The organism is Natrinema longum, from assembly GCF_017352095.1.
GTDB classification, from domain to species: domain Archaea; phylum Halobacteriota; class Halobacteria; order Halobacteriales; family Natrialbaceae; genus Natrinema; species Natrinema longum.
Window position 1 is genome coordinate 1127871 of sequence record NZ_CP071463.1, and the last position, 25165, is coordinate 1153035.

Genomic DNA, 25165 nt, shown 5'->3' on the forward strand with positions numbered 1-25165 from the left:
TCCCAGAACTGCACGGAGTCGAATCCGGCTGGGGGTCTCGAGTTCGGCCTGTAGCCGACGCGTCGGAAGGGACTGGTGGCGTCCCACGTCGATATCCCATGGTCGAAGGTGGCTGGGGATGCCCAGCCCGCCCCTCGTGAGTAGTTCGATCCTACAGCCGACGCGTGAGCGGCACCGATCGGTGGTCGATCGCTCAGAGACCCGAGAGCGGAGCCAACGTCCACGCTCGGTCGTCGAGAGACCGGTGGGGTCGGCGACCGCTCGTTCATGTCAACAATCGTTGGTTTCCGTGGTCGAAGCTACCACTGAAGCGGTCACCGAAGGGTCGTAGTATTCGATTTCTCAACGTAATGGTTCTCCCGGTTTATCCGCGCTACTCACGTCAGAGACGGATGCCCACACGGGCAACTATGAACGCACGCAACCAGTTACTCGTCGTCCTTACCGCGCTGATGCTCGTTTGCTCGAGCGGGGCGATGGTGGCAGCCGCGACATCCGGCGACACCATCGATCAGAGCAGCGACGTCAGCGAGGACGAGTACGACACCGCAGACAACGAATCGACAGAGGAAACGGCAGACGAACAGGAGGTAGCTGAAACGGCAGACGACACGGACGCTGAACTGGAGCCCGACGCCGACTCCGAAAACGAGTCGGATGGCTCACAAGGCGCGTACGTGACGTTTAACGACCAGACGATCGAGGACGATACGGTCGTCGTCGAGAACGTCTCGCTGGCGAGTCCAGGCTTCGTGACGATTCACGATAGCAGTCTTCTCGAAGGAAACGTCCTCGAGAGCGTCATCGGGACCTCGGAGTATCTCGAAGCCGGCACCTACGAGAACGTCGAGATCACGCTCGACGAGTCGCTCGAGGACGAGCACGACCGGCGTCCGCGTGAGCGTGCCGGCGACGGCCGCGTAGGGACCGCGACCGAAGACGACGTCGGGATCGAACCGGATCGCTTGGAGCCCGATCGAGAGGAACTGGCCACCCAGTTCGCGGCCGAACGCGAGCGTCGAGTAGCCCTCCGTTTCGTGGTCGCCGTACACCCGGTAGGGAACGCCGAAATAGTCGAGGAGATCGGTCGTACAGGCGTACTCCCGAGTAAGCACGAGCACGTCGTGTCCCGCCCGCTCGAGGCGGTCGACGGCGTGTCGGTACAGGTGGACGTGTGCGGGCGTATTGGCCAGGACGAGGATCCGCATCGGCCACACCTACACCCCCTCGACCCTTTGTAATCGTATCGCTACGGGGGACCACGGTCGGAAAGTACCGGCTACGAGAGACACGTCTAGCTGTACGTGAAGAACAATCCCGGAGCGAGGTGGCTAACAAAACGGCTCCGGCTCGTCCCTGCGGACGACTCGAGATGCACGTTCTGACGGTGACGACGAACGAGGACGCCCCGTTCCTGACCCAGCAGGTTGACGCACTCGAGGAGCGGGGGGTCTCCGTTTCGACGGTGTCGATCGCAGGGGAGGTCGACGCCGATACCGACCGGAGCCCGACGGATTACGTCCGGACCGTCCCACGACTCCTCCGGGAGGCGAGGAACGGCTACGACCTGCTCCACGCCCACTACGGGTTGACCGCGCCGATGGCGCTCGCACAGCTCCGAACGCCGGTCGTCCTCTCGTTGTGGGGGTCGGACGTACACGGCCCCGTCGGCCCGATCAGCCGGCTCTCCGCGCCGTTCTGTGACGCGGTCGTCGTCATGTCCGAGGAGATGCGCGAGGTGATCGGCGACGACTGTACGGTGATCCCCGACGGCGTCGACCTCGAGACGTTCCGGCCGGAGCCACAGGCGCGAGCCAGGGACCGGGTCGGGTGGGACGACGGGGAGGACGCTTATAATGTGCTTTTCCCGTACTCGCCCGCACGCGGGGTGAAAAATTATCCACGGGCAGAGCGTATCGTGACCGTCGTCGACAACCTCCTCGAGCGGCCGGTCCGGCTCCGGACCGTCTACGGCGTCGACCACGACGCCGTGCCCGACTACATGAACGCCGCCGACGCGCTCCTGTTGACCTCCTACAGCGAGGGGTCGCCCAACTCGGTGAAGGAAGCCCTGGCCTGTAACCTGCCAGTAGTCGCCGTCGACGTCGGCGACGTCCGGGAGCGACTGGCCGGCGTCGCTCCCTCACGCGTCGCCACCAGCGACGAGGAGCTAATCCGGGGGTTGATCGACGTCCTCGAGCGCGGGGAGCGATCCAACGGCCGCGAGGCCGCCCGCGAGGTCAGCATCGACCGGACCGCAGAGCGGATGCTCGAGGTATACGAGCGGGTCGCCGGCCGACCCATCGAGACCGACAGCGAGAAACGGCCCGCACGGAGCGCGACTCGACTCGAGTGAGCTCCTCGAGATCGCTATCGCACCGTCGCCGCTCCAGAGTACGGTACCTGCTATAGTAGTCGTTGAACCGATGGACGCATCGCTCGCGAATCAGCGGCCAGCACGAACGATGCTGGCCGCTCGAGTGCGAGCGGGGGTGCAATGACGTTCAACGACTACTATAGTTCTCCGTGTCGGGCCCGAGTGCAACGCGGTCGAGTTCGATCGTCTCGAACGCCTGATCGCTCGAGAGGATCGCGTCGTTCGCGAGCGCAGCGTGGAAGGCGTCGAACGTGTTCAACCCGTCGTCGATGTACGCCGACGCCTGAAAAACGGCATCCGGATCGACGTCCGTCTCGGCGAGTTCGAGGATCGCGAGCGTCGCTTCCTCTCGATCAAAGGCGAACCGCTCTTCGACCAGAAAGAGTTCGATGAACGTCGCCAGCGAGACCTCGAGGTCACCGCGATGCGACTCGAGCGGATCGTCCGGAACAGGCATGAGTTTGATATCGTCTTCCAGTTCGACGAGTCGGTACCGCTCGCCGAAGCGCTCGCGGACCGCCTTCGGAATCGTGATCCGTCCGCGTTCGTCCGTCGTGATCCCGGACGGACACATCTATCGACGACGTGCGGGCAAGAAGTGAATCTACTCCCATCTGTTCCACTCGAGTGGGAAATTCGGGCTCCGTCGTTCGGTCGAGCCGGTGCGATGTGAGTTACGTGAAACCACCCGGGTCCGCTTCATCGCTTCGGGCACGTGTGCCTCGAGCGCGACGAGTGCCCTGACGGCCGCGAAGCCGCTCGCGCGGTCGGCATCGACCGGACCGCAGAGCGGATGCTCGAGGTGCACGAGCGGGTGGCTAGTCAGGGTGTCGACCCTGATGGGAAAAGGATCCAGACCGAATCATATTTTTCTAATAATCTAAGTCATAAATTATAAGTTGATATAGTAGTTATCATATTATATGTCGGATAGATATTCCAACATGCCAACTCGTCGTAGTGCTCTGAGAAAGATTGCTATCGGTTGGGAGTAGCCTATCACTTCCGACTACTGTGGTGGGTCAAGGAAGTGCAACGCTTGGACAGGTTCGCTCCAATGATTTTGAACCCCAGTGTGGCGGTGGAGGTCAGAGCAATCCTCATGTTCGAGATAGTTCAGTAAAGTCGAATTTTCCAAATGGAGAAGGGAAGATGTTCAGTTCGGCTGGGAGTGCGTATGGACAAACCAGCGATATCGTTTGGACTGGTGAACATTGGACCGTTGATTTTCATACGTGGTCCTTTGCGGTGAATTCATACGAATTAGACTCCGGCGAAACTGGCACTGAGCCGATTTATCGTGGCCAGCATCGTATACAGGTTGATATGGAAACGAAACCCGACTTGGTCTCGACACAACCCTATGATGATGTAGAATGGGGAATCAGCATCGTCGGACGGTCGGAAGCATCACACAAGGTCGATGAAGCAGTTGTATCTACGGCAAACAAAATTCTGTCGAACATGACGGAAGGAGTCGGATCAGTAGTTGATGCGATTGGTATCTATAACCGATTACAGAAGGCCACCGTTGGTGCAGATATCGACAAGACATGGGTTCCGTCTCAGGGTCAGCAGCGCCTCGGTCATTATCTCCGATGGACCCATACTTATCCGCCACAGGACGAGCTCGGAGAATCAAGTATTACTGGGGCGATTACTAACAAGTTATCTAATGCGTTATATAAGACGGAAGTTGAATGGACCGGCGATAGAGAGCCAACTGAGAGATATGAGCATACATATAATTATTATGTGCCAGTCGGCCCAAAACCGACAAGCTTGTCGCAAAAAGCGAGCAAAAAGAATCTCATCGAGAAACGTCCCGCCAAAGAGGTGAATAATGATAATATTGAAGCAAGCGGTGATGAGGAAGTATACGTTCTCCGTCCTGAAGCGTTCAACCAGCCAAATAACGTGTGTTAATATCCACCTGAATTTGGAGAGATCTGAATGACTATAATGGGGCGAAAATCGATTCTTATTGTTTCATTGTTACTCTTTGGTATCGCGATGATAGCGAACCCGTACTATTTTTGGCCACACCACGGTGACGAGGCGTACGAACTCGAGGTCGGGGAGCCGATCGGCGGGGCGGACGACGCGGTCCCGATCGAATCGTTGCCGTCCGAAACAGCCAGGGCGATCGACGAGGCCCTTGAGGCGTACGAATCCGACGCCGAACCGCCCGTCTACGAGAGTCGGGCGGACGTCCCGACGGATGGGATACCGTCCGAGTCGGGCCGACCCGCCGTGAGGGCCGACGGAACGGACTACGTCCTGATGATCTCCGAGGTGGATCGATCCCCACCGCTCCTACCCGAGAGTCCGCTCGTTCGCGCGGTGATGGGATCCGTCGGCGCAGTCGCAATTACGCTCGGCGCGGTGACGGCGGTGACGGGGAGTAGCCGACTCACGACGCGGCGGGCGTGGGCCATCGTCACGGCCCTCGGCGTCGTTCTGGGCGCGACGATCGCCTACGACGGCGGGGTCCACGGTGTCGCGATTACCGGGCCCGGAACTGGCCCGCTGGATGCGATCGTCGGAACGCAGGGACGAACGGCCCTCGGTGTCCTCGCGTGGTTCCTCCCGGCGATCGGTCTCGTCATCGGCGTGGCGTTTCGACGGCGACGATGGCGGGACGGTTCGAGACACGTCGGCGAGCCCCTCTGCGTGCTCGCCTTCGTCGTCGTCACGTGGCTGTTCACGGTACCCGGGATACTCCTCGGAATACTGATTGGCGAAGAAGCCCAGTAATTCGGCCGCGTACGGGAGAAAGGGGACTCGAACTTACCGGATTTCCGCCTGGTACCACTCCATCGCCTCGGGGACGTGGGCCTCGAGGGGGCGATACTCGTACCCCAGTTCCTCGCTGGCTTTCCGCGAACTGTAGAACAGCCGCCGGGTCGCGAGCGTTGCCATCTCCCGGTCGAAGGGGAACACGCGCCGATCGGCGACGGCGTCGACGACCTCGGCGACGGGGCCGGCGGCGTGGATGGCCGTCGCGGGAACCCGGATCCGCGCGGGCGAGCCGCCGACGGTCTCGGCGATCCGGGAGACCGCCCGGTCGTAGGTGAGGTTCTCGCCGCCGAGGATGTAGTGCTCGCCGGCGGTACCGCGGTCGTATGCCGCCAGCAGGCCGTCGACGACGTCCGAGACGCCGACGATGCTCAGCCCGCCGGGGAGGTGTGCGGGCATCGTCCGTTCGACGCCCATCGAGAGCAGTTGTGCGGTGAACGCCCCGTCGCCGGGACCGAAGATCGACGTGGGATGGACGGTGACGGCGTCTCCGTCGGTGTCGGCGTACCGATCGACCAGGTCCTCCGCCTCGGCTTTCGAGGCCTGATAGGCCCCGATCGGCTCGGCGACATCGGTCTCGTCGGCGAAATCGGCGTCCCCCTGCGGACGGCGCGTCCCGGACGTACTGGTGAAGACGACCCGGCCCACGTCGCCGTCGCGACAGGCCTCGAGTACCCGCTCGGTGCCGTCGCGGTTCACTTCCCGGACCGTCTCGGGGCCGGCGCTCCAGAGGCCGATCCCCGCGAGGTGGAAGACGGCGTCGGCCCCGTCGACCAGCGGCCGCAGCGTCTCGGTGTCGAGAACGTCACCGACGTGCCACTCGACGCCCTCGAGGTCGCCACGATCCGACGTCGGCCGGCAGAGTCCGCGGACCGTCCAGCCGTCGGCGAGCAGTCGGCGACAGAGCCGCGAGCCGAGAAATCCGGTCGCGCCGGTGACCGCCGCAATCGGCGGATCGGTCGGTCCGGTCATCGACCGCCCTCGAGTTGGGGCGGCACGGCGTCGCCGGCCACTGCCGCGTAGACCCGGTACGCAGTCGAGACGGCGGGATGCATATCGTCCGACGGCGGCAACTCGCCGTCGGGAATCCGCTCTCGCAGCCGATCGAAGTCGGCGTCGCCCTCGACGGAGATCGGTCCGCGGTCCCCGCGGACGGTCTCGAGTGCGCCGTCGCTCTCGAAGGAGCGGCCAAGCAGGGACGTCGCGACGGCATCGACGGCCGGAGCCGAGCCGGCGAACAGCGTGTCCCCCGCGACGGGGTCGCCGCCGTAGGCGGTCGTCGCGTCGAGGACGGCGACTGCGGGATCGACGGCCCGCGTCGCCGCGACGGCGGCCCGATCGGACGCCGCGTCGCAGTCGACGAGGTCGGCGAGCGTTCGCATCGCGCCCGCGACCGGTCCGGCCGCGGTCGCCCGCAGCGACGGGACGACGATCACGGCCCCCTCGGCGAGTCGATTCGGGACCGAGAGCGCGACCGGGGCGTCCTCGAGCGCGGACAGGTCGCCGGTTCGGGGTTCGTCCGCCAGATCGACGGCGTCCGCGTCGAACCCCTCGAGCAGGCTCTCGTAGCCGAGATACTGGACGGTTCGGTCGAAGGAGATGTGCTCGTCGCTCGCGCCGGCGACGGCGATATCGGCGTCCGTCCGCCCCTCGAGCCGAGCGACGATAGCCCCGATCACGGCGGGATCGGTGACCATCCCCGAGGAGGGGTGGAACGGGTAGTGGGCATCCGGGACGAGCGTGATCCGGTCGGCATCCGCGAGCGCGTCGACGGCGGGCTCGAGCACGTCGCGAACGGGTGACTCGAACAGTGCCACTCGGCGGTCGATATCGGGTAGCCAGCCCCCACGGCGCTCGGCGGCGTCGACGGCGGCTGCACGGACCCGCGCCGTGCTCATAGGCTCACCTCCGGCGTCTCGGGTTCGTCCCGGTCGTGGTCCGTCGCCGCCGGCTCCGCGGCAGCCAACTCGGCGGCCCGTTCGGCGAGTGCCAGCGTTCGTCGGCCGTCGGCCCCGTCGACCGGCGGCCGCTCACCCGCACGGATCGCCCCACAGAAGTCCGCCAGCGCGTCGTAGTGGGCCTGCAGGTAGAACGTCGGCCCGAAGACGTCCGGGTCGTCACCCGTGAATCGGCTCGCGACGTTCGACAGGGCGGCCCTGGCTGCGCCCGCATAGAAGTGCTCGGGCAGGTGGTCCCGATTGCTGATCGTTCCGGTGACGCCTTCGAGGCGCAGCCGGGTGTTGACCTCGGGCAGCTGTTCCCACTGGTAGGAGCCACAGTGGAGCGTGATCGTCGTGCCCGTCTCCGGTGCCTCCATGAGAACGGTCGCGGCGTCCTCGACGTCGATCTCGAGGCTCTGCCCCAGCGACGCGTCGCGGACCTCGAGGTCGCCGAACAGCCACTCGAGGACGTCGAAGCAGTGAACGCCGAGCTCGAGCAGGGAGCCGCCGCCGGCGGCGTCGGGGTCCAGCGGCCAGGCCGGCGGCTGCCCGTCGGCGGGCGGACGGCCGAGCGGGCCGTCGTTGAGCCGCGTGATCGAGGCGTAGGGGACGTGACCGACGCTGCCCTGATCGTAGGCCTCCTTGACGCCGACCATGTCCGGCTGGTAGCGCAGGGTGTGATCGACGCCGACGGCGATGTCCGCCTCGCTGGCGGTCGCGAGTAGCGCGTCGGCTTCCTCGGTCGACCGGGCGAGGGGTTTCTCGACGAAGACGTCGACCCCCGCTTGCGCGGCCTGCTCGACGGCGTCGGCGTGGAGGAACGGCGGCAGTGCGACGACCGCCGCGTCCAACTCCTCGGACTCGAGGAGCGTCCCGTAGTCGTCGTACGTTCGCGACGCGCCGGCGCGTTCGGCTCGAGCGCGATTTTCGGGAACGGCGTCGGCGGCGGCGACGACCTCCACGTCGGGCATCGCGACCGCCGATTTCAGGTGGACGATACCGATGTTTCCGACGCCGAGGATGCCAAGCGACAGTGCGTTCGAATCGGTCAATCGATCCAAAAGGGGACGTACCATTTGCTCGAGAGCGGGCCGGCTGCGGGCTTTGTTATCGTCGTCATACCGATTCGTGCCGCCGAGTAGCACCACCATTCGATCGGCGAGGGCGGCTCGAGCGGTCAGTTCCAGCTCGCCGTCGCCCGCTCGGCGTCACCCGCGGGTCCCACGACCTGCTGGGCGACGTCGGTCATCGTCTCGACCGTCAACTCGGTCGCGGATCGCTGTCGGTCGAGATAGGAGAGGATCGCCCGCATCCGGCGATCGTCCCGGTCGTGAGTCAGGTTGTTCGGGTGGAGCCACATATGGAAGAGCCCGTCGGAGCGGGTGGCTTCGTCGATCCCGCGGCGGGCGAGCGCGACCATGGGGTCCTCCCAGATCGATTCCGCGACGGTTCGTGCCGGGCCCTCGAACCCGAAGAGGAACATCGAGGCAGGGACGTCGACCAGACCGTGTTCGTCGATGGCCGGTTCGACCAGCATCGATCGATCCCGGATCGTCGAATCGAAGACCCCGCGAACGCCGTCTCGAGTCGGTGATCGCCCTCGGTAGGCCGTGATCCCGTGATCGGCCAGTACGTCACGGTGGCCGACGTCGTTTCGCGGATAGATGAACGAGTCGAGGGACTGGTTCCAGTCGGCCGCGAGTTCGCGACAGCGCTCGAGTTCCGCGTCGGCGAGTTCGCGGTCCGTCTCCGGGCGGCCGAACAGGACGTGTGAAAAGGAGTGACTGGCGAACTCGTGGTCGACGTCGGACTCGGTGATGGCCGAGACGAGGTCGGGACCGAATCGGAGATCGTCGCGGTCGGCCCACGCGGTTCGTTCGCGCTCGAACCAGCCGTCCGGTGCCGGATGCTCGGCGTGCGTGCCGTCACAGGAGTCGAGCATGAGGTGGCCGACGACGCCCCACGTCGCCGGGACGTCGAACTCCGAGAGCAACTCGAGCATGACCGACCAGCCACGGCGGCCGGCTTCGACACGGTCCGAGGGCGGTTCGACGAGGTCGTGAAAGCCCCAGCCGAGTTCGGCATCGAGGGAGATTACGACGCTACCCACGGATCCCACCACGATTGAACGCGTCTCATATCCGGACGGTCGCGTTCGGGTGGCTTTGTTATGGATGGCTTGCCGAAACCGCGATCCAACACCGCTGTGGTCGCTCACCGGCGCTCCCGCGATAGCGGACCGATACCGGAACCGTGACGCGTTAATCGGACCGAACTGAGTCGCCTCGAGCCGGGCAGGGCCTGAAACCGCTCTATAACAAAACGCGCATCGGGCGACTCACAGGACAGTAGGCGTCACAGATGCCACCTTCCAAATCATGAGCGGATCGACCACCCCCTCCGAGCGAGCGTTCGTGCTCGGGCTCGACGGCGTACCGTGGCGACTCATCGAACGATGGAGCGACGAGGGGCACCTCCCGAACGTCGCTCGGCTCCGCGAGGAGGGCGCGTCCGGACGGCTCGACAGTACTCGGCCGCCGACGACGCCGCTGGCCTGGCCGTCGATCGCGACCGGCGTCTGGCCGGACAAACACGGAATCTACGGCTTTCAAAACCTCTCGTCGGAATACAGTCACGAGATGTACACGAGTCGGGATCTCGAACAGCCGGCCCTCTGGGACCAGCTCGGGCCGGCCCACGTCGGGAACGTCCCGATGACGTACCCGGCCCGCGAGATCGATGGCACCATGGTCGCGGGCATGATGACCCCCTCGAGGAACCAGAAGTGGACGTATCCCGCCGACCTGGGAGACGAGATCGACTCCCGGATTCCGAACTACGAGATCAGCCTCGACTACCCCGAGTACGCCGACCGGCCGGCGGAGTTCGAGGCTGCCGTCGACGACATGCTCGCGAACCGCCGGGAACTAATGCAGCTCCAGATGGACCGGGCCGGCGACGACTGGCAACTGTTCTTTTTCGTCTACACCGCACCCGATCGGTTCCAGCACCTCGTCTGGGATATGGACCGGTTGCTCGCCCACTACACGAAACTCGACGAGATCGTCGGCGACGCGATCGAGTACACGGACGACCACGACGCCGACCTCTACGTCGTCTCCGACCACGGCTTCGGCCCCATCGAGCAACTGGTCTATGTCAACCGCATCCTCGAGAACGAAGGGTATCTCTTCCGGCGCGAGGACGAGGGCACGCGCGGTGCGCTCGCGAGCCTGGGCATCTCTCGAGAGGCGATCACCGGCGCGCTCAATCGCGTCGGGATCACCGAGGAGACGCTCGTCCAGTCGCTGCCCCGGCGGCTGGTCGACTCGGTCGCCGAGCAGATCCCCGGCGATCACGCCCTCTACGACGTCGACTACGACCGCACCGTCGCGTTCGTTCACGACACGGGCAACTGCTATATCAACGACACCGAGCGCTTCGAGAGGGGCGTCGTCTCGCCGAGCGAGCGTCCGGAAGTCAAGGCCGATATCAAGGCGGTCTTCGAATCGGCGACGGACGACGACGGCGAGCCGCTGCTCGACGTCCACGACGGGGACGACCTGTTTCCGACGGACGAGGACTCGCCGGATCTGGTCGTCGGCGGCCGGGAGGTCTACGAGTCCCGAAGCGGAATGTCGGAAACCGTACTCGGCGATACCGGGACCTACGATGCGAGCCACCGCAGCGAGGGGATCGTCCTGTGTCGTGGCCCCTCGATCGCCGCCGGCGCGACGTTACGCGGGGCTCGAGTGGTCGATATCGCGCCGACCCTGCTCCACGGCATCGGCGAACCGGTGCCCGAAAACGCCGACGGGCGGGTGCTGTTCGACGCCTTCGACGAGGACGGCACGCCGGCGAAGACCAAAGTCGAGCGGACGTCGGTCTCCAGGATCGAAAGCGACGACGACGTCGACGAGGACTTCGACGACGTGGAAGATCGGCTGAAGGGTCTTGGCTACATGGAGTAATCGGCGGATCGGCATCGAAGCGAGGTTGGGGTGACGGGTACTGGCTCTGATAGAATAACCGACATCACTGATCGCGTGGCAGCGTCACGGTGATCGTGTTTCCGTCCGGCGTTCGTTCGAAGGAGATGTGGCCGTCAGAGAGGTCGACGACCCAATAGACGAGCCACAACCCGAGCCCGGACGTATGGTAGACGTCGTTCATTCGCCAGTCGCCGGTCAGCACGCGAAACTCGACTTCGGGAATCGGCGGACAGCTGTCCCGAATCGCGATGTCGACGGCGTCCGGGCGACACTGGACGGTAACCGACAGCTCCGGTGTGCCCGCCGATTCGTGTTGGACGGCGTTCTCGAGCAGTTCCGTCACGGCGAGTTGGATCTCGTGTAACACGCGCGCGACCGCCGAGTCCGGAAGCGATGTCTCGATCGCTGCCTCGGGGTACTGCTCCCGTATCGTCCGGATCGCATCGGTGACGACCGGGACCAGGTCGATCGACTCCGGGACCGACCGCTCGGTGAGCAGATCAATGATCTCGCGTTGCTTGTCCGCGCTCTCGAGCAGGCTCTGCCCCTGTCGACGAATGGTCTCCGCGCGCTCGCGGGACGAAGCGTCTCCCTCGCTGGCGATCCACTCGGCGTTGCCGAGGATCACGGACAGATCGTTCCGGAGGTTGTGTCGCAGGAGGTTATCCATGACTGCCAGCTGGCGCTCCCGCCGTCGGCGATCGGTGATATCTCGGGAGAATCCGACGATCCGATCGACGTCACCGTCTTCGACGATCGGTTCGGCCTGTACCCAGACCCAGCGGCTGTAATCCGTCTCCGGATTGATTCGGTATTCGACATTGACCGATTCGCCGGCCGAAGCCCGCCGCATCGCGTCCTCGACGCAGGGAACGTCGTCGGGGTGGATGGGCTCGAGGAAGTTCTGCGGGTTCGCCTCGAGGTCGTCGATGGACTGGCCGAAGACATCCTCGTAGGCCGGGTTGACGAAGAGGAGGTCGGCCCACTCGTCGTCGAACATCCACAGGACGTCCCCGACGGTCCCGGCGATCGTCCGAAGACGGCTTTCGGCGTCGCGGCGGTCTTCCTCGGCTGCCACCTGCTCCGTAATATCTCGCGAGCTGACCACGTAGCCATCGATGATGTCGTCCGGCAGACTCGTGAACCGGCTCTCGAGCCAGACCCACCCGCCGCTGTCGGTCGCGTGACGGTACCGGACCGTCGCCGACAACCCCTCCGAGTCACGAACTCGCTCGAACTGATCGCGGACTGCCTCTCTGTCGTCGGGATGGACGTACTCCGAGGCGTTCGTGCCGACGAGTTGCTCCGGGTCGTATCCGAGAAGGGGCCGGACAGCCCGGTTGACGTAGACGTACGTGTACGCCTCGTCGAGGACGGCAATCTTGTCCTGGGCGTGCTCGAGCAAGACCGGAGCCAGATCGCCGATTTCGACGTCCATCGTGCCAATATGGCATCAATTCACACAGCATGAAGAAAAGCATGGCGGTGATAGCGTTAGCGAATCACCGGACATGCCACCGACGCGTTACCGATCGGATCGGACGCGCCGAACGCCGGTCTTCGCCGCGATCCAGGCCGGATACGCGGCGTTGTAGAGGGCGTTCGGGGCGTTCCTCGCACCGGCTCGAAGGAGCCGATGTGAGAGTGGCGGGTCGGAGACGGAGATCAACTCGTCGAGATCGACCCCCTCGAGCCACTCGAAGAACGCCCGCTCGGCCGGCGTGGCGGGCTCCGTTTCCCGCACGCGGTCGCGGATGTCCGCCCACATGTGCCGTTCGTCCTGCCCGAGGACCCAGTCACCGCCCTCGAGGGAGCGCCGGAGCCGGGCGTAGTCCGAGTCGGCGAACGGATACCCGTGATCGGACGGCTCGAGTCCCGAGAGGCGGAGGCCGACGGCAGTGCGGTAACATTTCTCACACTCGCCGCAGTTCCCGTCCATCCGATCGTTACAGGTCTGGAGCTGGAGGGTCGGGTCCTCGTCGCGGACGTACTCGGCGATGACGTCGAGTCGTTCCTGTCGGGTGAGGTCGTAGGCGTCGTGGTGACACCGCGTCCCGGTCCATCGGACGTGCTCGTCGATGTCGGGGCGGGATCCCCACTCGAGGTCGATCCCATCCCAGTGGGTCGCTGCGACGGAGAGATCGTCCATCCCGCGCGCGTAGGCCATCGGCGCACAGAGGCCGAGGAGCCCGAGTCCGTGGCCGACGGAGCTGTACCAGCCGCCGTCGACGTAGCGCTTGTAGTGCGCCAGCAACATGGGATGGTCGAGAAAGGAGAGCATGTTCGACTCGACGAACGCGGTCTCGCAGTCGTGGTCGTCGGCGAACCTCGAGACGCGCGTTCGGAGGGCGTCCCACTCGTCGTCGTCCGACGCGTCAGGGGTGATCGTCCACCCCCGGATGCTGATCAGCGTCGGCGACTCCCCGCGGTGACGGACGTACGAACACGTCGAGTCGACCCCACCGGTAAAGAGCAGTCCGTGCTCGCCGCTCGTCTCGGGATCGGGATCGATCGTTCGGCGCGCGTAAAGCGTGCCGCCGTCGATGAAGTCGTACATCTCGGACAGCGACTCACGGACGTCCTCGAGGGCGCGTGCGAACGTCGCGTCGACCTCGTCGACGTAGACGTCGGCCCCGTTGGCCCACGCGACCGGACACACCTGCGCGAGAACCGGGATCGCGAGCACGCCAGGGGGAACGTCCGCGATCGACACGTCGTAGCTCGTTCGGAACGGCTCGTCGGTGACGAACCGCTCGAGGTCACCCGAACAGCGAACCGAGCACTCGAGGGTCCCGTCGGTGGCCGAGAGCCGATCGATGATGAGCGATGACATATGGGGATCGTTCCTCGAGGGGATCACGACCGGCTACAAAAACCATCGGAACCGTTGATCGATCGGGAACGGAGAAATCGATCCATAGCCGACTGTCCGGTCCCCATAGGGACAGTGTAACCGACGCCGGCAGCTGGTTTCGTGGGTAGGAGCCGTATAACAAACCCCGACAGCCCCGAGAGAGCGGGCAACAGATGCGTATCGAGACTGGTCCGGAAACGCGTGGCTCGGAGACGCCCGACCCGGCGGGGCCCGGCCCGAACGAGGACGGTGAGAACGCATGAGACGGTCGACGCTCGACGTGACGGTCGCAGTCGGGTTCCTCGCGGTCGCGATCGGAATCGCAGTCGCGAGAGCGAACCCGGCGACCGCATACGAGGCGTCGGTCTATGCGGGGACGCCGACGCTCGTCTGGGCTGGCTTTGCACTCGCGCTCGCGATCGCGGTCGGGACGACCCTCTCCTGTCGCGGTCGCCAGCAAGGACTCGGGATCGCACTCGGCGCGACGACGGTCACGGCGCTCGTGAGTCTCCCAGTGATCCGGAACTATCACTTCGCCGGGATGGGGGACGCGCTGACACACCTGGGCTGGACGCGGGACATCACCGCCGGCGGGACCCTCCCACACGAACTGTTCTATCCGGGATTGCACGCCATCGCAACGGTCTTGCACTTCACTGGGGGCGTGTCGATCGAACGGGGCCTCCTGATCGGCATGGTCGTCCTGTTCGTGCCGTTCCTGATCTTCGTCCCGCTCGTCGTCCGCGATATGGCGGGCGACGGGGCCGCCGTCGGGTTCGCCGCGATCGTCTCCTGGATGGTGTTACCGATCAACAATATCGCGACGCACATGGGCGTCCACACCAACTCGAACGCCCTGTTTCTCGTTCCCGCCGTGCTCTTCGCGATCGTCGCGTTCCTCCGGCGACGGGCGACGATCGAACGGCTCCCGTTCGGACTGTCGCCGTTTAGCGTGCTCGTCTTTCTGACCGCGCTCTTGCTCCTGCTGGTCCACCCCCAGCAGATGTTCAACGTCGTCATCCTCGTCGGCGCGATCGGCGGCGTCCAGTATCTCGCCCGTCGGCGATTCGACGACCACCCGATGCTCGAGCATCCGACGGTGTACGCACAGACGCTCGTCCTCGGCGGGATGTTCGGCCTGTGGGCACTGGGCAACGAGCGGTTCAGGAGTGCGGCGTCGGGGCTCGTGTACGGACTGCTCGCACAGGATGTCGGCGCAGGGGCCGAAGTCGGCCAGCGCGGTGGATCGTTGACCGAGATCGGCGGGAGCCTCGGCGAACTGTTCGTGAAGATGTTCCTGGATGCGGCGATCGTCGGCCTCATCGTCGGTCTGTTCGTCCTGGTCGTCTGGCTGGGTCGGACGAGCCTCGACTGGGAGGCGCAGTCGTTCGTCAACTACACCGCGATCGCGCTCTTGCCGCTCGGGGGTATGTTCGCCGTCTACTTCGTCGGCACCCCGACGATGGCGTTCCGACAGCTCGGCTTCATCTACGTCCTCATCACGATCCTCGCGGGCATCGCGATGGCTCAGTTCGCGGGTGGGCTCTCGACCGTGATCACGCGTCCGGGTGCGAACGCGGTTATGGCACTACTGCTGGGTGCCTGTCTCGTGCTCGGGTTAGTGACCGTGTTCGCGTCGCCGCTGATCTACAACCCGGGCCAGCACGTGACCCCCGAGATGATGAGCGGCTACGAAACCGGGCTCGATCGCGGTGCCGATGGGGTTCCCTACGCAGGAATGGGATACGATCCCTACCGGTACGATCACGGGATCAACGGAATCGCCGGCGGCGACGACACCATCGGGGGCGCGTCGGCGGCCACCGGTTCGGTCAACGCCAGTACGTTCTCGGCTGGCAACTACAGCGGAGCCTACCCCACCGACGAGTACTACTTCGTCCACACGGAGTGGGATACGGCCAGAGAGATCGCGGTCTACAACGAACTCAACTATCGCAAGGCCGCACTCGAGGGACTCGATACCCGGCCGGGCGTGAACAAGGTCGTCTCGAACGAGGAGTTCGAGATGTACGCCATCAGCAGCGAGGCGTGACGATCGATCCGCCTGCTGGGCCGTCCGGTGACGTTCGGAGTCGTCGTCGGCTCCCGCTACTGCTCCGAAACGGGGGCGGACAGTCGTTACAGCCGCGGTAACAGATGATTACGACCCGAGAAGGGCGAGGCTGGATGCTCGAAACGGGTCCGCCTGTGGGGACGACTGGCCGATCCACTGGCAGTGAAATCGGCCCCGAAACCGGCTCGCTACCGGAATGCATTCGTTTCCTCCGGAAACCAACGCCGACGGGCAGGAACGTTGCCGTCAAAATGGTCGTATATTCGTGAGTTTATTCTACTGTATTGTGATGTGTTTTGTAGTGTTGGAAATATAGTCTGTAAAATCAAAACATGATAGCAAGAAAAAGTTTATGAGTGTAAGGCGGGGTTACGGACATGTATGGCGCAGAATCCCCGTACGTCCGAGACGGAATCCGCTCCGACTACAGGCCGTAACAGTGAGTTAACCCGCCGTAACTACGTCCGTTCGCTCGCCGCGGTCGCGACCGCGGCGACCGCAATCGGTGGGGTCGGCACCGCTGCGGCCGAGGACGACTACGAGGTGATCGAAGCCCAGGGACAGACGATTACGATCGACGCCGGCGAGACCTGGGAGAACAAGCTCATCGACATGACGACCGGCCAGGACCTCGTCATCACCGCTCACAGCAGCGACTGGACCATCCGAAACGTCGGTTTCAAGGGCGAGAACACATCCGGCACCGGAACCGCCACCTTCGGAATCTCCGACACGAGCGGTGGCACCTGTACCGTCGAGAACGTCTACCTCGGCGACGGCTCGAGCACGGGCAACGGCAATCCCAACGGCCACGGCCAGACGGCCTTCTGGGTCGCGCCGGACCACAACGGCCACATCGACTTCGAGAACGTCAACATCCAGAACTTCGCGGACAACGCGATCTACGGCTCCGCCCCCGGCAACAAGGGCGGCGGGACGATCCACATCGATAGCAGCTTCGCCGCGAACTGTTACGTCTCCCACTTCCGACTGGGGACCGAAGGGAGCAAGGTCACGAACTCGAGTGTCTACGTCGACAGTAGCGAGGGCTACGTCGGCCGCGGCATCTGGGCGTGGGCACCCGGCACGGTCGAGGTCGAGGGCTGCCAGATCGAGATGAACGGCCAGAACAACGCCATCGTCGCCGGTGCGAACGGGAACCCGACGGAGGTCGCCGTCACGGAATCCGATTACGACGACCAGGCCGGGATCTCCGAAGCGGCTGGCTCGAGCGTCCAGCTCGGCGACGACGTCGGTACCGACCCCGAAGCCTACATCCCCGACGGCGTCCCGACGAGCCCCGAAGAAGCGGCATCGGGCGCAGGGAACTGACGCGCCCGCTGCCGATCTACTGGTTCCGCTGACGTCCCCCTCCACCACACGCGGATACGGCGCTGTGATCCCCTGCTGACGCGAATCCCTCCACCACACGCGGATACAGCGCTATAATCCCCTGCTGACGCGAATCCCTCCACCACGGGGCGGCAGTCCCGTGGCCTTCGCCGAACGCGTTCGCTGTCGTCGGTCGGTTTTCGAACGATCCCTTTTGACCGACGAGGACCCGTTGTACCTATAGTAGTCACTGAAACGATTCACACACTGATCGCAGCGCCGTCGTGCGATCAGGTGTGCAATGACTTTCAGTGACTACGATAGCGGTTCGATATCGTCAGCCAGCCGAACGGCCCTCTGCTGGAGCCCGAACGCGAAACGACAGCGAGGCATTCGTTTCGGCCGGCGAACACAGGGGTTCAGGAAACGAGCGCGACAACACGAGCCGTCGCTTTCCGCAGTCGCCTCCGGAGTCGGTACGCGATGTTTTCACACGTCTGGGAACGACCCAGGGCGAACCCGGACGGAGTAGTCGACAGTCCAGCAGCTCCGATCGACGAGACGAAGCCGATTACTCCCGCGGTGACCGGTACTGGACCGTCCCACTGGATCGAGAATCGTGACTGATCAGGTTCTCGAGCGACGGGAATCGCGAGAAAGAGGTCGAATTACGCGACTCGGCTGCGAGGCGGACTCGTCACGGAGCCGAACTACTGCTCGCGCGCGTTGTACTGAATGTCGACCGTCGCATCGCCGAGAACCTGGCCGTCCACGATGTCGCCGTCGAACCAGTAGGCGTCGAGCCAGTCGCCGACGCCGCCCCGAACCGTCGTGTCCTCGACGACGTCCCCATCGTCGATCGACGCGTTGCGATACTGTGCTTTCATCACGGTGCCGTCCACGCGGAACGAGTACGTACTCGGCTCGGCCGTCTCGGTGCCGTCGAAGACGATCGCGTGAGGGAGCAGTTTCGGATCGCCGTACTCCTCGAGGTCGATCTCCTCGCCGTCGACCGTGATCGTCGGCGTCCCGCCGGTCAGCGAGACGTCGGTCAGGACGCCCGAGAAGTTAAATCGGAGGCTGTCGTCGGTGACGGTGCTCTGGGCCGTCGATCCGGAGATCGTCGTCGCCTCGTCTTCGGGCGATTCCTCGCCCGCGAGTTCGATCTCGCCGTCGACGGTGATTTCGAACGCGACCGGCGTTCCCGTCCCCTGGACCTCGAGGACGTGGGGGAGATCGGTGCCGAAGTCCGAGGGATCGACCCGCTCCCCGTTGACCGAGACGGTTCCCGGTCCGTCGACGGTCAGTTCCTCGATCTCGCCGCTGTAGCGGAAGGCGTCCTTCCAGTCGGCGACGGCACCGTAGACGGTCCCGTCCTCGATGGCGTCCTCGTCGTCGATCGAGGCCCCGTCGTACGTGCTTCGTTCGACGTCTCCGGTGACGGTGAACTCGTATCGGGTCGCGTCCTCGTCGCTGCCATCGATGAGGACGACGTTCTGCAGGACGTCGTCGATATCGGCGGGATCGATCTCGACGCCGTTGACGCGGACGGTCGCGTTACCGTCCACCGACAGTCGCTCGATCTGCCCGTCGAAACGGAACGCATCGAGGTAGTCGGCGACGGTGCCGCTGGCGCGGGTGCCGTCGACGGTCGCGGCCTCGTCGATCGTCGCGTTCTCGTCGGTACTCGGCTCGACCGCGTCGCTGACGACGAACTCGTAGCTGGTGGTTTCCGCCGTCCCGTTCCCGTCGAAAACGATCGTGTTCAGCAGCGACGACTCCGCGTCGTCGTCCGCGTCATCCTGGGGCGGTTGGGTACTGCTCGTGCCCCCGGATGCGGCCTCCTCCGCGGAAGTCGGTACTCCTTCCGGCATCGAGAGGTCAGGGTTGGAACCGAGCCCGCTCCCGCGGGAGAGGCGGACATCGCCACGCTGACTGATTCCGTCGAACTGGGTCTCCTCGATGGTGATCCGCGTCGTCTCGCCGTTCCGCCCGAGGTGGATCGCGTCGTTGTAGGAGCCGGAACTGAAATCACAGCCCGAGACCGTCATCCGTCCGGGGTTCCAGCCCCAGAAACAACGTCCGTTGAACCGGCCGTCGCTGTCGTTATAGGCGACGGAGTTCGTACACTTCGAACCGTCTGAGCTGAGTCGGTAACTGGAAACGTAGTTGTTCGCCGCATAGCAGCTATCGATGTGGACGGTTCCGCCGTTTCCGTTGTAGCCCGGCGCGGAGGCGTAGATCCCGTTGTTGGGCCAGTCCTGAACGTTACAGTTTCGAATGTCGATGTGGCCGCTGTGTTCGGGAGCGACCCAGATCCCACACTGACCGTGGGAGCTGTAACTGCTCGGACGGATGCAGCCGTCACCCATGTACACGTTCTCGATCGTCGACGTGTTTCCGCCGACGTCGGCGACTGCGATCGCGTGCTTGTCGTGGCGGTGGGTCCCGACGAAACCGACGTTCCGGATCGTCCAATCCGTCGACTCTCGAGCGTAGAGGCCGAACCAGTTGCCGTTCGAGAAGTCGATGATTTTGTTCTCGAAAACCTCGCCGTCGTCGATGTTGTACCACTCGTTGGAGGCCTCGATGACCTCGTACTCCTCGGCGGCGGCCGCACTGCCGGTCGCCAACCCGCCACCGACGACGGATGCCGCACCCGTCAGCTTCAGATACGATCGGCGGTCGAGTAATCCGTTATTACCGGTCGTATCGCCGCTCTCAGAGCTTCTATCAGCTAAATCGTCGTCATCCGATACCGAATTGTCGCGTGCCATGCGTTCGGGTAACGATAGTATTCCCCCATAAACTTTCCGCTTAACTCTGTATAAAATAAACTGAATATCACAATTTCGTTGTTATTTATTACTTAATATATGATATTCTATTACATTTGTTTTATATTCGGATCAGCACACTGCGGCGAGGTAATAGCGTATTACCGGCGTTCCATCCGAATACCCGGACGCTCTCCGGCGTCGACCAGTCGGCACGAACGAAGGACGACGGCGTGGGTCTCGAGACCGATTGTCAGTTGCCGGAGGATTCTCTCCCGTGTCCGTTTCGGTTGCGCGAGTACGTCCTCTTAGGACGGGACAGAGCGGAAAGCAACGATCTCGGTCGGTAGAAGCTGATAGCGCCAAGCGATCAGCGTCACGAACGAATGTGGATCGATACCGATCAGTACTGACTCTGATGCGGCGGCTGCAGGATCGACCCGTTCGACGCTGCAGTTCAACTGCAAGATGCGACTACATGTAGGCACTGATCTCGTACACGTCGACGAGACCACTGGCGATCGACAGTCCTGCCCAGACGACGACGCCAGCGGCGATGACCGCGAGCAGGGTGACGATCCCGGTGACGAACGGCTGTAACGCGACGACCGCAACCGTCATCGCGGCAGTCACGCCGACAGCGGCCCCGGTCGACCTCGCGATCCGATGCCAGTGGAGGGCGAGTTCCCGGTCGATGAGGACCACGTTGTAGAGCACCATGATTCCGTAACAGAGGGCCGTCGACATCGCCGCGCCGACGATGCCGATCGCCGGGATCAACACGAGGTTCAGTCCGAAGTTCAACGCCCCGGTGACGCCCTTCCCGATCGCGCGTTCGGTCGCCCGGCCCAGATAATCGAGGCTGTCGTTCGTGATCTTATCGATCGCCTGAAACAGGACGAAGACACTGAACACCTGCAAGACCGGCGCAGCGCCGATGAACTCCTCGCCGAAGACGAACCGAACGCCGGGTTCCGCCAGGAGCACGATCCCGGCGACCGCCGGCAGGTACAGCAAAAGGACGTACTCGAGCGATTGCTCGTAAACCCGCGCCGCTCGCTCGAGTCGCTCGGCGGATTTGTGCTCCCCGAACGTGGGCGCGACGGTAAACCCCAGCGAGTCCGCGGGCGCGATCACGAACGTCGAGATCTGTTTGGCGAGCTCGTAGAAGCCGACCGCGACCGGCGTCAGGAAGAACCCGACCATCAGCGTGTCGACGCGTTTGTACAACACGTTCGCACCCTGTGATGCCGTCAACGGCAGGCTGTACCGCGCGATCCGCGTCGAGAGGCCGGGCTCGCTCGAGTCGGCCGTCGGATACGACGAGAGGACCCGATAGAGAAAGACGCCGCCGACGACGACGGAGACGAAATAGCCGGCGATGAAGCCGGCCAGCGCACCGTACGCGCCGAAGCCGGCGATCGCGAAGAGCGCGATGAAGCCGAGTCGGCCGACGCTCGAGACCGTACTGGTCGCCGCAGTCAGCGTGACCCGTCCGAACCCCTGGAACGCGATCAGCAGGTAGCCGTGGGCGACCTTGACGACGATGTAGACGAGCCCCAGCGCCAGCAGCGGTTCCAGCCGCGGTTCGCCGTACGCACCGGCGATCGCGTCGCGAAAGAGGAAAAAGAGGAGACAGACGAGCGAGACGGTGACGACGTTGAATCCGATCGACGACCGAACGACGTGACGGATCTGGGACTCGTCGGTCTCCCGGTACTCGGTGACGAACTTCGCCATCGATTTCGGGATTCCGAGGGTCCCAAACAGGGTTGCGATCGAAAAGACGGCGATGGCGAGGAAGACGAGCCCGTACTCGTCGGGAGAGAGGAACACGCGCGTGAGCAACAGGGTGATCGCCCCCTGTGCGCCGAGTCGAAGCAGTTCCGCACCGAAGGTGGCCTTGACTCCGCGGACGAGACGCTGTGAGAGTGACATGACGAGTGAGGGGCAGGGGTACCGACCGGCGATCGGCTACAGGTCCGTGGCGACGGAGGGCTCGTCCTCTCGGGGCTCCTGGCCGGCGGGTGCCTCCGCCACGCGCTCCTCGCGGCGTGGCCGTGCGGCATCGCGGATCTCCTCCATGATACGGATCGTCCACTTCGATTGCTCGAGGGGAACGGGGACGGCGGCGTCATCCTCGATCGCGTCGACGAATCCGTCGAAGATCGCACAGTGGGAGTCCGTCGCGGTTTCGGCCTCCCAGCTGTCGTCGAACCGCGATACGGCGACCGATTTCGCGTTCTCGAGCGTGCTGGTGACCTGCGCCAGGGACACGTCGATGCTCTTCTTCGACCGGGCGATGACTGACGAGGTGTAATCCTCGTCGATCTCGTAGAGCGACTGGTTGATCTCGTCGAGGACGATCGACTTCTCGGTCCCCGTGATCACGTGGAGGCGCTGGGGCAGCGTCCCCGAGAGCATGGTCACGTTACAGAGCGTGCCGTCCGCCGAGACGTACTGCGCCTGCGCCTGATCGTACTCGAAGCCGTCCTCGTAGTCCCTCGAGAGGACCGTCTGTGCGGAGATGTCGTCGTCGCGTTCGGGCCACCCGCCGACGCCGAGGATCGAGTAGATCGGATGGGGGAGCCCCTCCTCGAACTCGCCGCCGGGGAGTTCGAACACCCACGACCCCCGGTTGACCTGATCCGGCGGCGTCAGTCCCGCATAGAGGACGTCGACGGACCTGATCTCCCCGAGTTCGCCGGCGTCGATCAACTCGCGAGCCTTGCGGACCGCCGGATAGAACAGGTGGTTGTGGATGACCGTCGCGGGCGTCTCGTGGTCTCGCGAGAGCGCCTGCAGCTCCTCGACTTCCTCGGCGGTGACGGTCGCGGGCTTTTCGATGATGACGGCGACGCCGGCTTCGATCGCCTGTCGAGCGATCTCGAAGTGCGTCTGGACCGGCGTACACACGTGCAGACAGTCGAGTTCGTCGAGTAGTTCGGTGAAGTCCGTGACTGCCATCGTTCCGAACTCCCGGGCCCGTTCCCTGGCAAGGTCCTCGTCGAGATCACAGACCGCGATCAGTTCCATGTCAGGGTTGTTCCGGGCACCCGCGAGATGGGCCCGCGAGACCGTTCCTGCGCCGACGACTGCGGTTCGAACGACCATAGCACAGCGGTCACGTCTCCCGTCATTAGTTTTAGTCCGATTACTTCACGATCGCCAACTCGCCCGCACCGCCCCGTGACGGTATGAGCCTGTTACTAATACTGACGATCACTGCTGTCGACGGATCGCTCCCGTCGACACACCGCACAGACCGTCGGGGAAACAGCCACCGGAATCGGCTCCGGCCGATCCGACAGCACGGTCGCGTCGCCGTCACTCCGGGGGGCCTCACAGCGGAGAGCCGAGAGACGGCCGCACAGCCGAGACCGATGGTTCGATGGCTCGTGGCTGGAGAGCGTATCGAGTCCGCCAAAGAGCGTTCGAACGAACGGCTCCCGCGCCGAGAACAGTTGCTGGCACGCGACTGTTCCGGTATGGATGACGGTCGTCGGGAGCCAATTAATCGTACGGTAGCACGCGATAAAAACCTTCTCAGCGATCGAAGGACAGACGCCGCGGAAATCGTACAGGAGGCCCGCGTCGACCGCGTCCTCCGCGTTGGCGCGGGACCGGCTCGGGGGCTCGAGAGCGGGATCGAAACCGTCGATTGGGGCGTCCGATCCGAAACTGCCATCGTTGACGGTCGTTCATTCGATCCGGGAGAGTTTGCCGTCGACGTTGCGTTCCTGGGTTCGGTTCCGGACCAGGTGAGCAGTCGAGAGACAACAGAAGGCGGCGACGACGATACCCGCGAGGCCGACCGTCGGCACGGAAGACAACAGCGGGACGCCGACGAGTGCCGCTCCGAGGACGGTCGCCCCGACGATGCTAAGGCCGGCGTACCACCGGTCCCAGCGGTCCTGTCGATGGGTATCCGTATCGAGGTACATCATCAACAGGTCGGCGTTGTCCGCAAGCGAGATCAGCCCACGGTCCTGGTCGTACTCGACGATGCCGGCGTCGTCCATCTTCGGCAGATGGGTCTGATAGAGGGCGACGTAGACCCGTTTGCGCTGATCGGAACTGAGGGCGTTGACCTCGAGGTCGTTCTCCCAGGCCGCGATCTGTTCGGCGAGCTCGCCCAGCGTCACCGTATCGTCGGCCTCCAGTAAGTACGCGAGGACTTCCCGGCGACGGCGATTCTTCAAGAGTTCGAAAATGACGTCCTTCGAGAGCCGTTCGTCCTCGTCGGTGTCGGCGACCGAGGCGATTTCGTCGGGGAGCGACGTATCGATCGAGGACATTATTCTGACCCTCCGGTCGGGGAGACCCCGCTCGAGGCCGGTACCCCCTGCATCCGACGGGGCCCGTCACTGGCCCGTTGGATCGACGGCGACCGCTGTACGTTCGGACGACGAGTCCAAATCACGATTGACACACCAGGTTGTACACCAACAGAGATACTCTTAAACACGACCACGTTTCGCACCGTCTGCAAAGGAGGTACGGAGTGACTTCGCGAGGGCACTATCGCGGCGGCTGAGCGCCGCCGTGACGGGTGCTCCGTGTCGGTCCTGGGGACGCTCGGTAGCAGTCGGTTGCGCGGATATACCGACGGCGTACGGAGAGACCACCTGGGGCGGGAGGGCCGGCCGGCACGATTCAGTGGGAGTCGGTGGCAACACGGCACTGGGTGCGACCGTTCGGACCAACCGATATAAAGTCGAGCGACAGTTCAACGGCGAACGACGGATTTACGCGATGAATAGCTGGTTTATTCCAGATCGTCGACGAAACGATGACGACGTTTCATGTGGTAAGAGAACACAACCCACGATTGGGTGGAACGACCACACAGCGGTCGTTTCGCCCCGATACGACCGATGGGACACGGTCTCGATACGGCCCTCGCAGCTGTTCGCTCGAGGCGGCCGACGGCCGGCACACCGATCTTTCTTTCTCCGGTCGGCCGTCGTCGGCAGACCGACGGTCGATCGGCGACGTCTCGCTACCGACGGACCCGCGG

Annotated in this window: 17 protein-coding genes and 2 pseudogenes; 7 read left to right on the plus strand and 12 right to left on the minus strand. The window is 64.0% G+C overall.

From position 1 onward, the window contains the following. Window positions 1–476: 476 nt before the first annotated feature. Window positions 477–821, plus strand: a pseudogene (locus J0X27_RS18210) (DUF7282 domain-containing protein); the annotation flags it as partial. Window positions 822–869: 48 nt separating this feature from the next. On the opposite strand, the pseudogene J0X27_RS17870 reads toward J0X27_RS18210, so the two are convergent. Continuing rightward, window positions 870–1208: pseudogene (locus J0X27_RS17870) on the minus strand (hypothetical protein); the annotation flags it as partial. A gap of 164 nt (window positions 1209–1372) precedes the next feature. Here J0X27_RS17870 and J0X27_RS05630 point away from each other — a divergent pair. Further along, complete coding sequence (locus J0X27_RS05630; RefSeq protein ID WP_207271424.1) at window positions 1373–2356, plus strand: glycosyltransferase; 984 nt, start codon at window positions 1373–1375, stop codon at window positions 2354–2356. Window positions 2357–2504: 148 nt separating this feature from the next. Here the strand turns inward: J0X27_RS05630 and J0X27_RS17875 are convergent, their stop codons facing one another. Then, window positions 2505–2951, minus strand: a complete 447-nt coding sequence (locus tag J0X27_RS17875) for an AbrB/MazE/SpoVT family DNA-binding domain-containing protein (RefSeq protein ID WP_224214638.1) — start codon at window positions 2949–2951, stop codon at window positions 2505–2507. 443 nt (window positions 2952–3394) lie between these two features. Here J0X27_RS17875 and J0X27_RS05640 point away from each other — a divergent pair, with 443 nt between their 5' ends. Continuing rightward, the gene (locus J0X27_RS05640) at window positions 3395–4303 is read left to right on the plus strand and encodes a hypothetical protein (RefSeq protein WP_207271425.1); all 909 of its coding nucleotides are present in this window, start codon (window positions 3395–3397) and stop codon (window positions 4301–4303) included. A gap of 87 nt (window positions 4304–4390) precedes the next feature. Next, the gene (locus J0X27_RS05645) at window positions 4391–5134 is read left to right on the plus strand and encodes a hypothetical protein (RefSeq protein WP_224214637.1); all 744 of its coding nucleotides are present in this window, start codon (window positions 4391–4393) and stop codon (window positions 5132–5134) included. A gap of 33 nt (window positions 5135–5167) precedes the next feature. Here the strand turns inward: J0X27_RS05645 and J0X27_RS05650 are convergent, their stop codons facing one another. The 4 genes from J0X27_RS05650 to J0X27_RS05665 form a co-directional block, all read right to left on the minus strand. Beyond that, window positions 5168–6148, minus strand: a complete 981-nt coding sequence (locus J0X27_RS05650) for an NAD-dependent epimerase/dehydratase family protein (protein ID WP_207271427.1) — start codon at window positions 6146–6148, stop codon at window positions 5168–5170. Further along, a complete protein-coding gene (locus J0X27_RS05655) occupies window positions 6145–7074 on the minus strand; it encodes a DUF362 domain-containing protein (protein WP_207271428.1) in 930 nt (309 codons plus the stop codon). The genes J0X27_RS05650 and J0X27_RS05655 overlap by 4 nt, the downstream gene beginning before the upstream one ends. Next, window positions 7071–8192: a Gfo/Idh/MocA family protein gene (locus tag J0X27_RS05660; protein ID WP_207271429.1), complete on the minus strand. Its 1122-nt coding sequence runs from the start codon at window positions 8190–8192 to the stop codon at window positions 7071–7073. Before J0X27_RS05660 ends, J0X27_RS05655 begins: the two co-directional genes overlap by 4 nt. 101 nt (window positions 8193–8293) lie before the next feature. Further along, entirely contained in the window at window positions 8294–9226 is a 933-nt protein-coding gene (locus tag J0X27_RS05665) for a polysaccharide deacetylase family protein (protein ID WP_207271430.1), read from the minus strand. A 268-nt stretch (window positions 9227–9494) separates the two neighbouring features. Here J0X27_RS05665 and J0X27_RS05670 point away from each other — a divergent pair, with 268 nt between their 5' ends. Then, complete coding sequence (locus J0X27_RS05670) at window positions 9495–11087, plus strand: alkaline phosphatase family protein (RefSeq protein ID WP_207271431.1); 1593 nt, start codon at window positions 9495–9497, stop codon at window positions 11085–11087. A gap of 64 nt (window positions 11088–11151) precedes the next feature. Here the strand turns inward: J0X27_RS05670 and J0X27_RS05675 are convergent, their stop codons facing one another. Both J0X27_RS05675 and J0X27_RS05680 read right to left on the minus strand, forming a co-directional pair. Continuing rightward, on the minus strand, window positions 11152–12546 hold the full coding sequence (locus tag J0X27_RS05675; RefSeq protein ID WP_207271432.1) for a PAS domain-containing protein: 1395 nt from the start codon (window positions 12544–12546) through the stop codon (window positions 11152–11154). 87 nt (window positions 12547–12633) lie between these two features. Continuing rightward, complete coding sequence (locus J0X27_RS05680) at window positions 12634–13941, minus strand: hypothetical protein (protein ID WP_207271433.1); 1308 nt, start codon at window positions 13939–13941, stop codon at window positions 12634–12636. A 280-nt stretch (window positions 13942–14221) separates the two neighbouring features. Here J0X27_RS05680 and J0X27_RS05685 point away from each other — a divergent pair, with 280 nt between their 5' ends. Both J0X27_RS05685 and J0X27_RS05690 read left to right on the plus strand, forming a co-directional pair. Then, window positions 14222–16015, plus strand: coding sequence for a hypothetical protein (locus J0X27_RS05685; protein ID WP_207271434.1), 1794 nt, complete (start codon window positions 14222–14224; stop codon window positions 16013–16015). 402 nt (window positions 16016–16417) lie between these two features. Further along, window positions 16418–17368, plus strand: a complete 951-nt coding sequence (locus J0X27_RS05690; RefSeq protein ID WP_207271435.1) for a hypothetical protein — start codon at window positions 16418–16420, stop codon at window positions 17366–17368. A gap of 710 nt (window positions 17369–18078) precedes the next feature. On the opposite strand, the gene J0X27_RS05695 is transcribed toward J0X27_RS05690, so the two are convergent. The 4 genes from J0X27_RS05695 to J0X27_RS05710 all read right to left on the minus strand — a co-directional run bounded on the left by J0X27_RS05695 (window position 18079) and on the right by J0X27_RS05710 (window position 24443). Then, window positions 18079–20145, minus strand: a complete 2067-nt coding sequence (locus J0X27_RS05695; RefSeq protein WP_207271436.1) for a right-handed parallel beta-helix repeat-containing protein — start codon at window positions 20143–20145, stop codon at window positions 18079–18081. Between the two features lie 474 nt (window positions 20146–20619). Beyond that, window positions 20620–22083, minus strand: a complete 1464-nt coding sequence (locus tag J0X27_RS05700; RefSeq protein ID WP_207271437.1) for a flippase — start codon at window positions 22081–22083, stop codon at window positions 20620–20622. 36 nt (window positions 22084–22119) lie between these two features. Beyond that, complete coding sequence (locus tag J0X27_RS05705; RefSeq protein ID WP_207271438.1) at window positions 22120–23259, minus strand: Gfo/Idh/MocA family protein; 1140 nt, start codon at window positions 23257–23259, stop codon at window positions 22120–22122. Window positions 23260–23846: 587 nt separating this feature from the next. Next, the gene (locus J0X27_RS05710) at window positions 23847–24443 is read right to left on the minus strand and encodes a DUF7344 domain-containing protein (RefSeq protein ID WP_207271439.1); all 597 of its coding nucleotides are present in this window, start codon (window positions 24441–24443) and stop codon (window positions 23847–23849) included. Window positions 24444–25165: the final 722 nt, after the last annotated feature.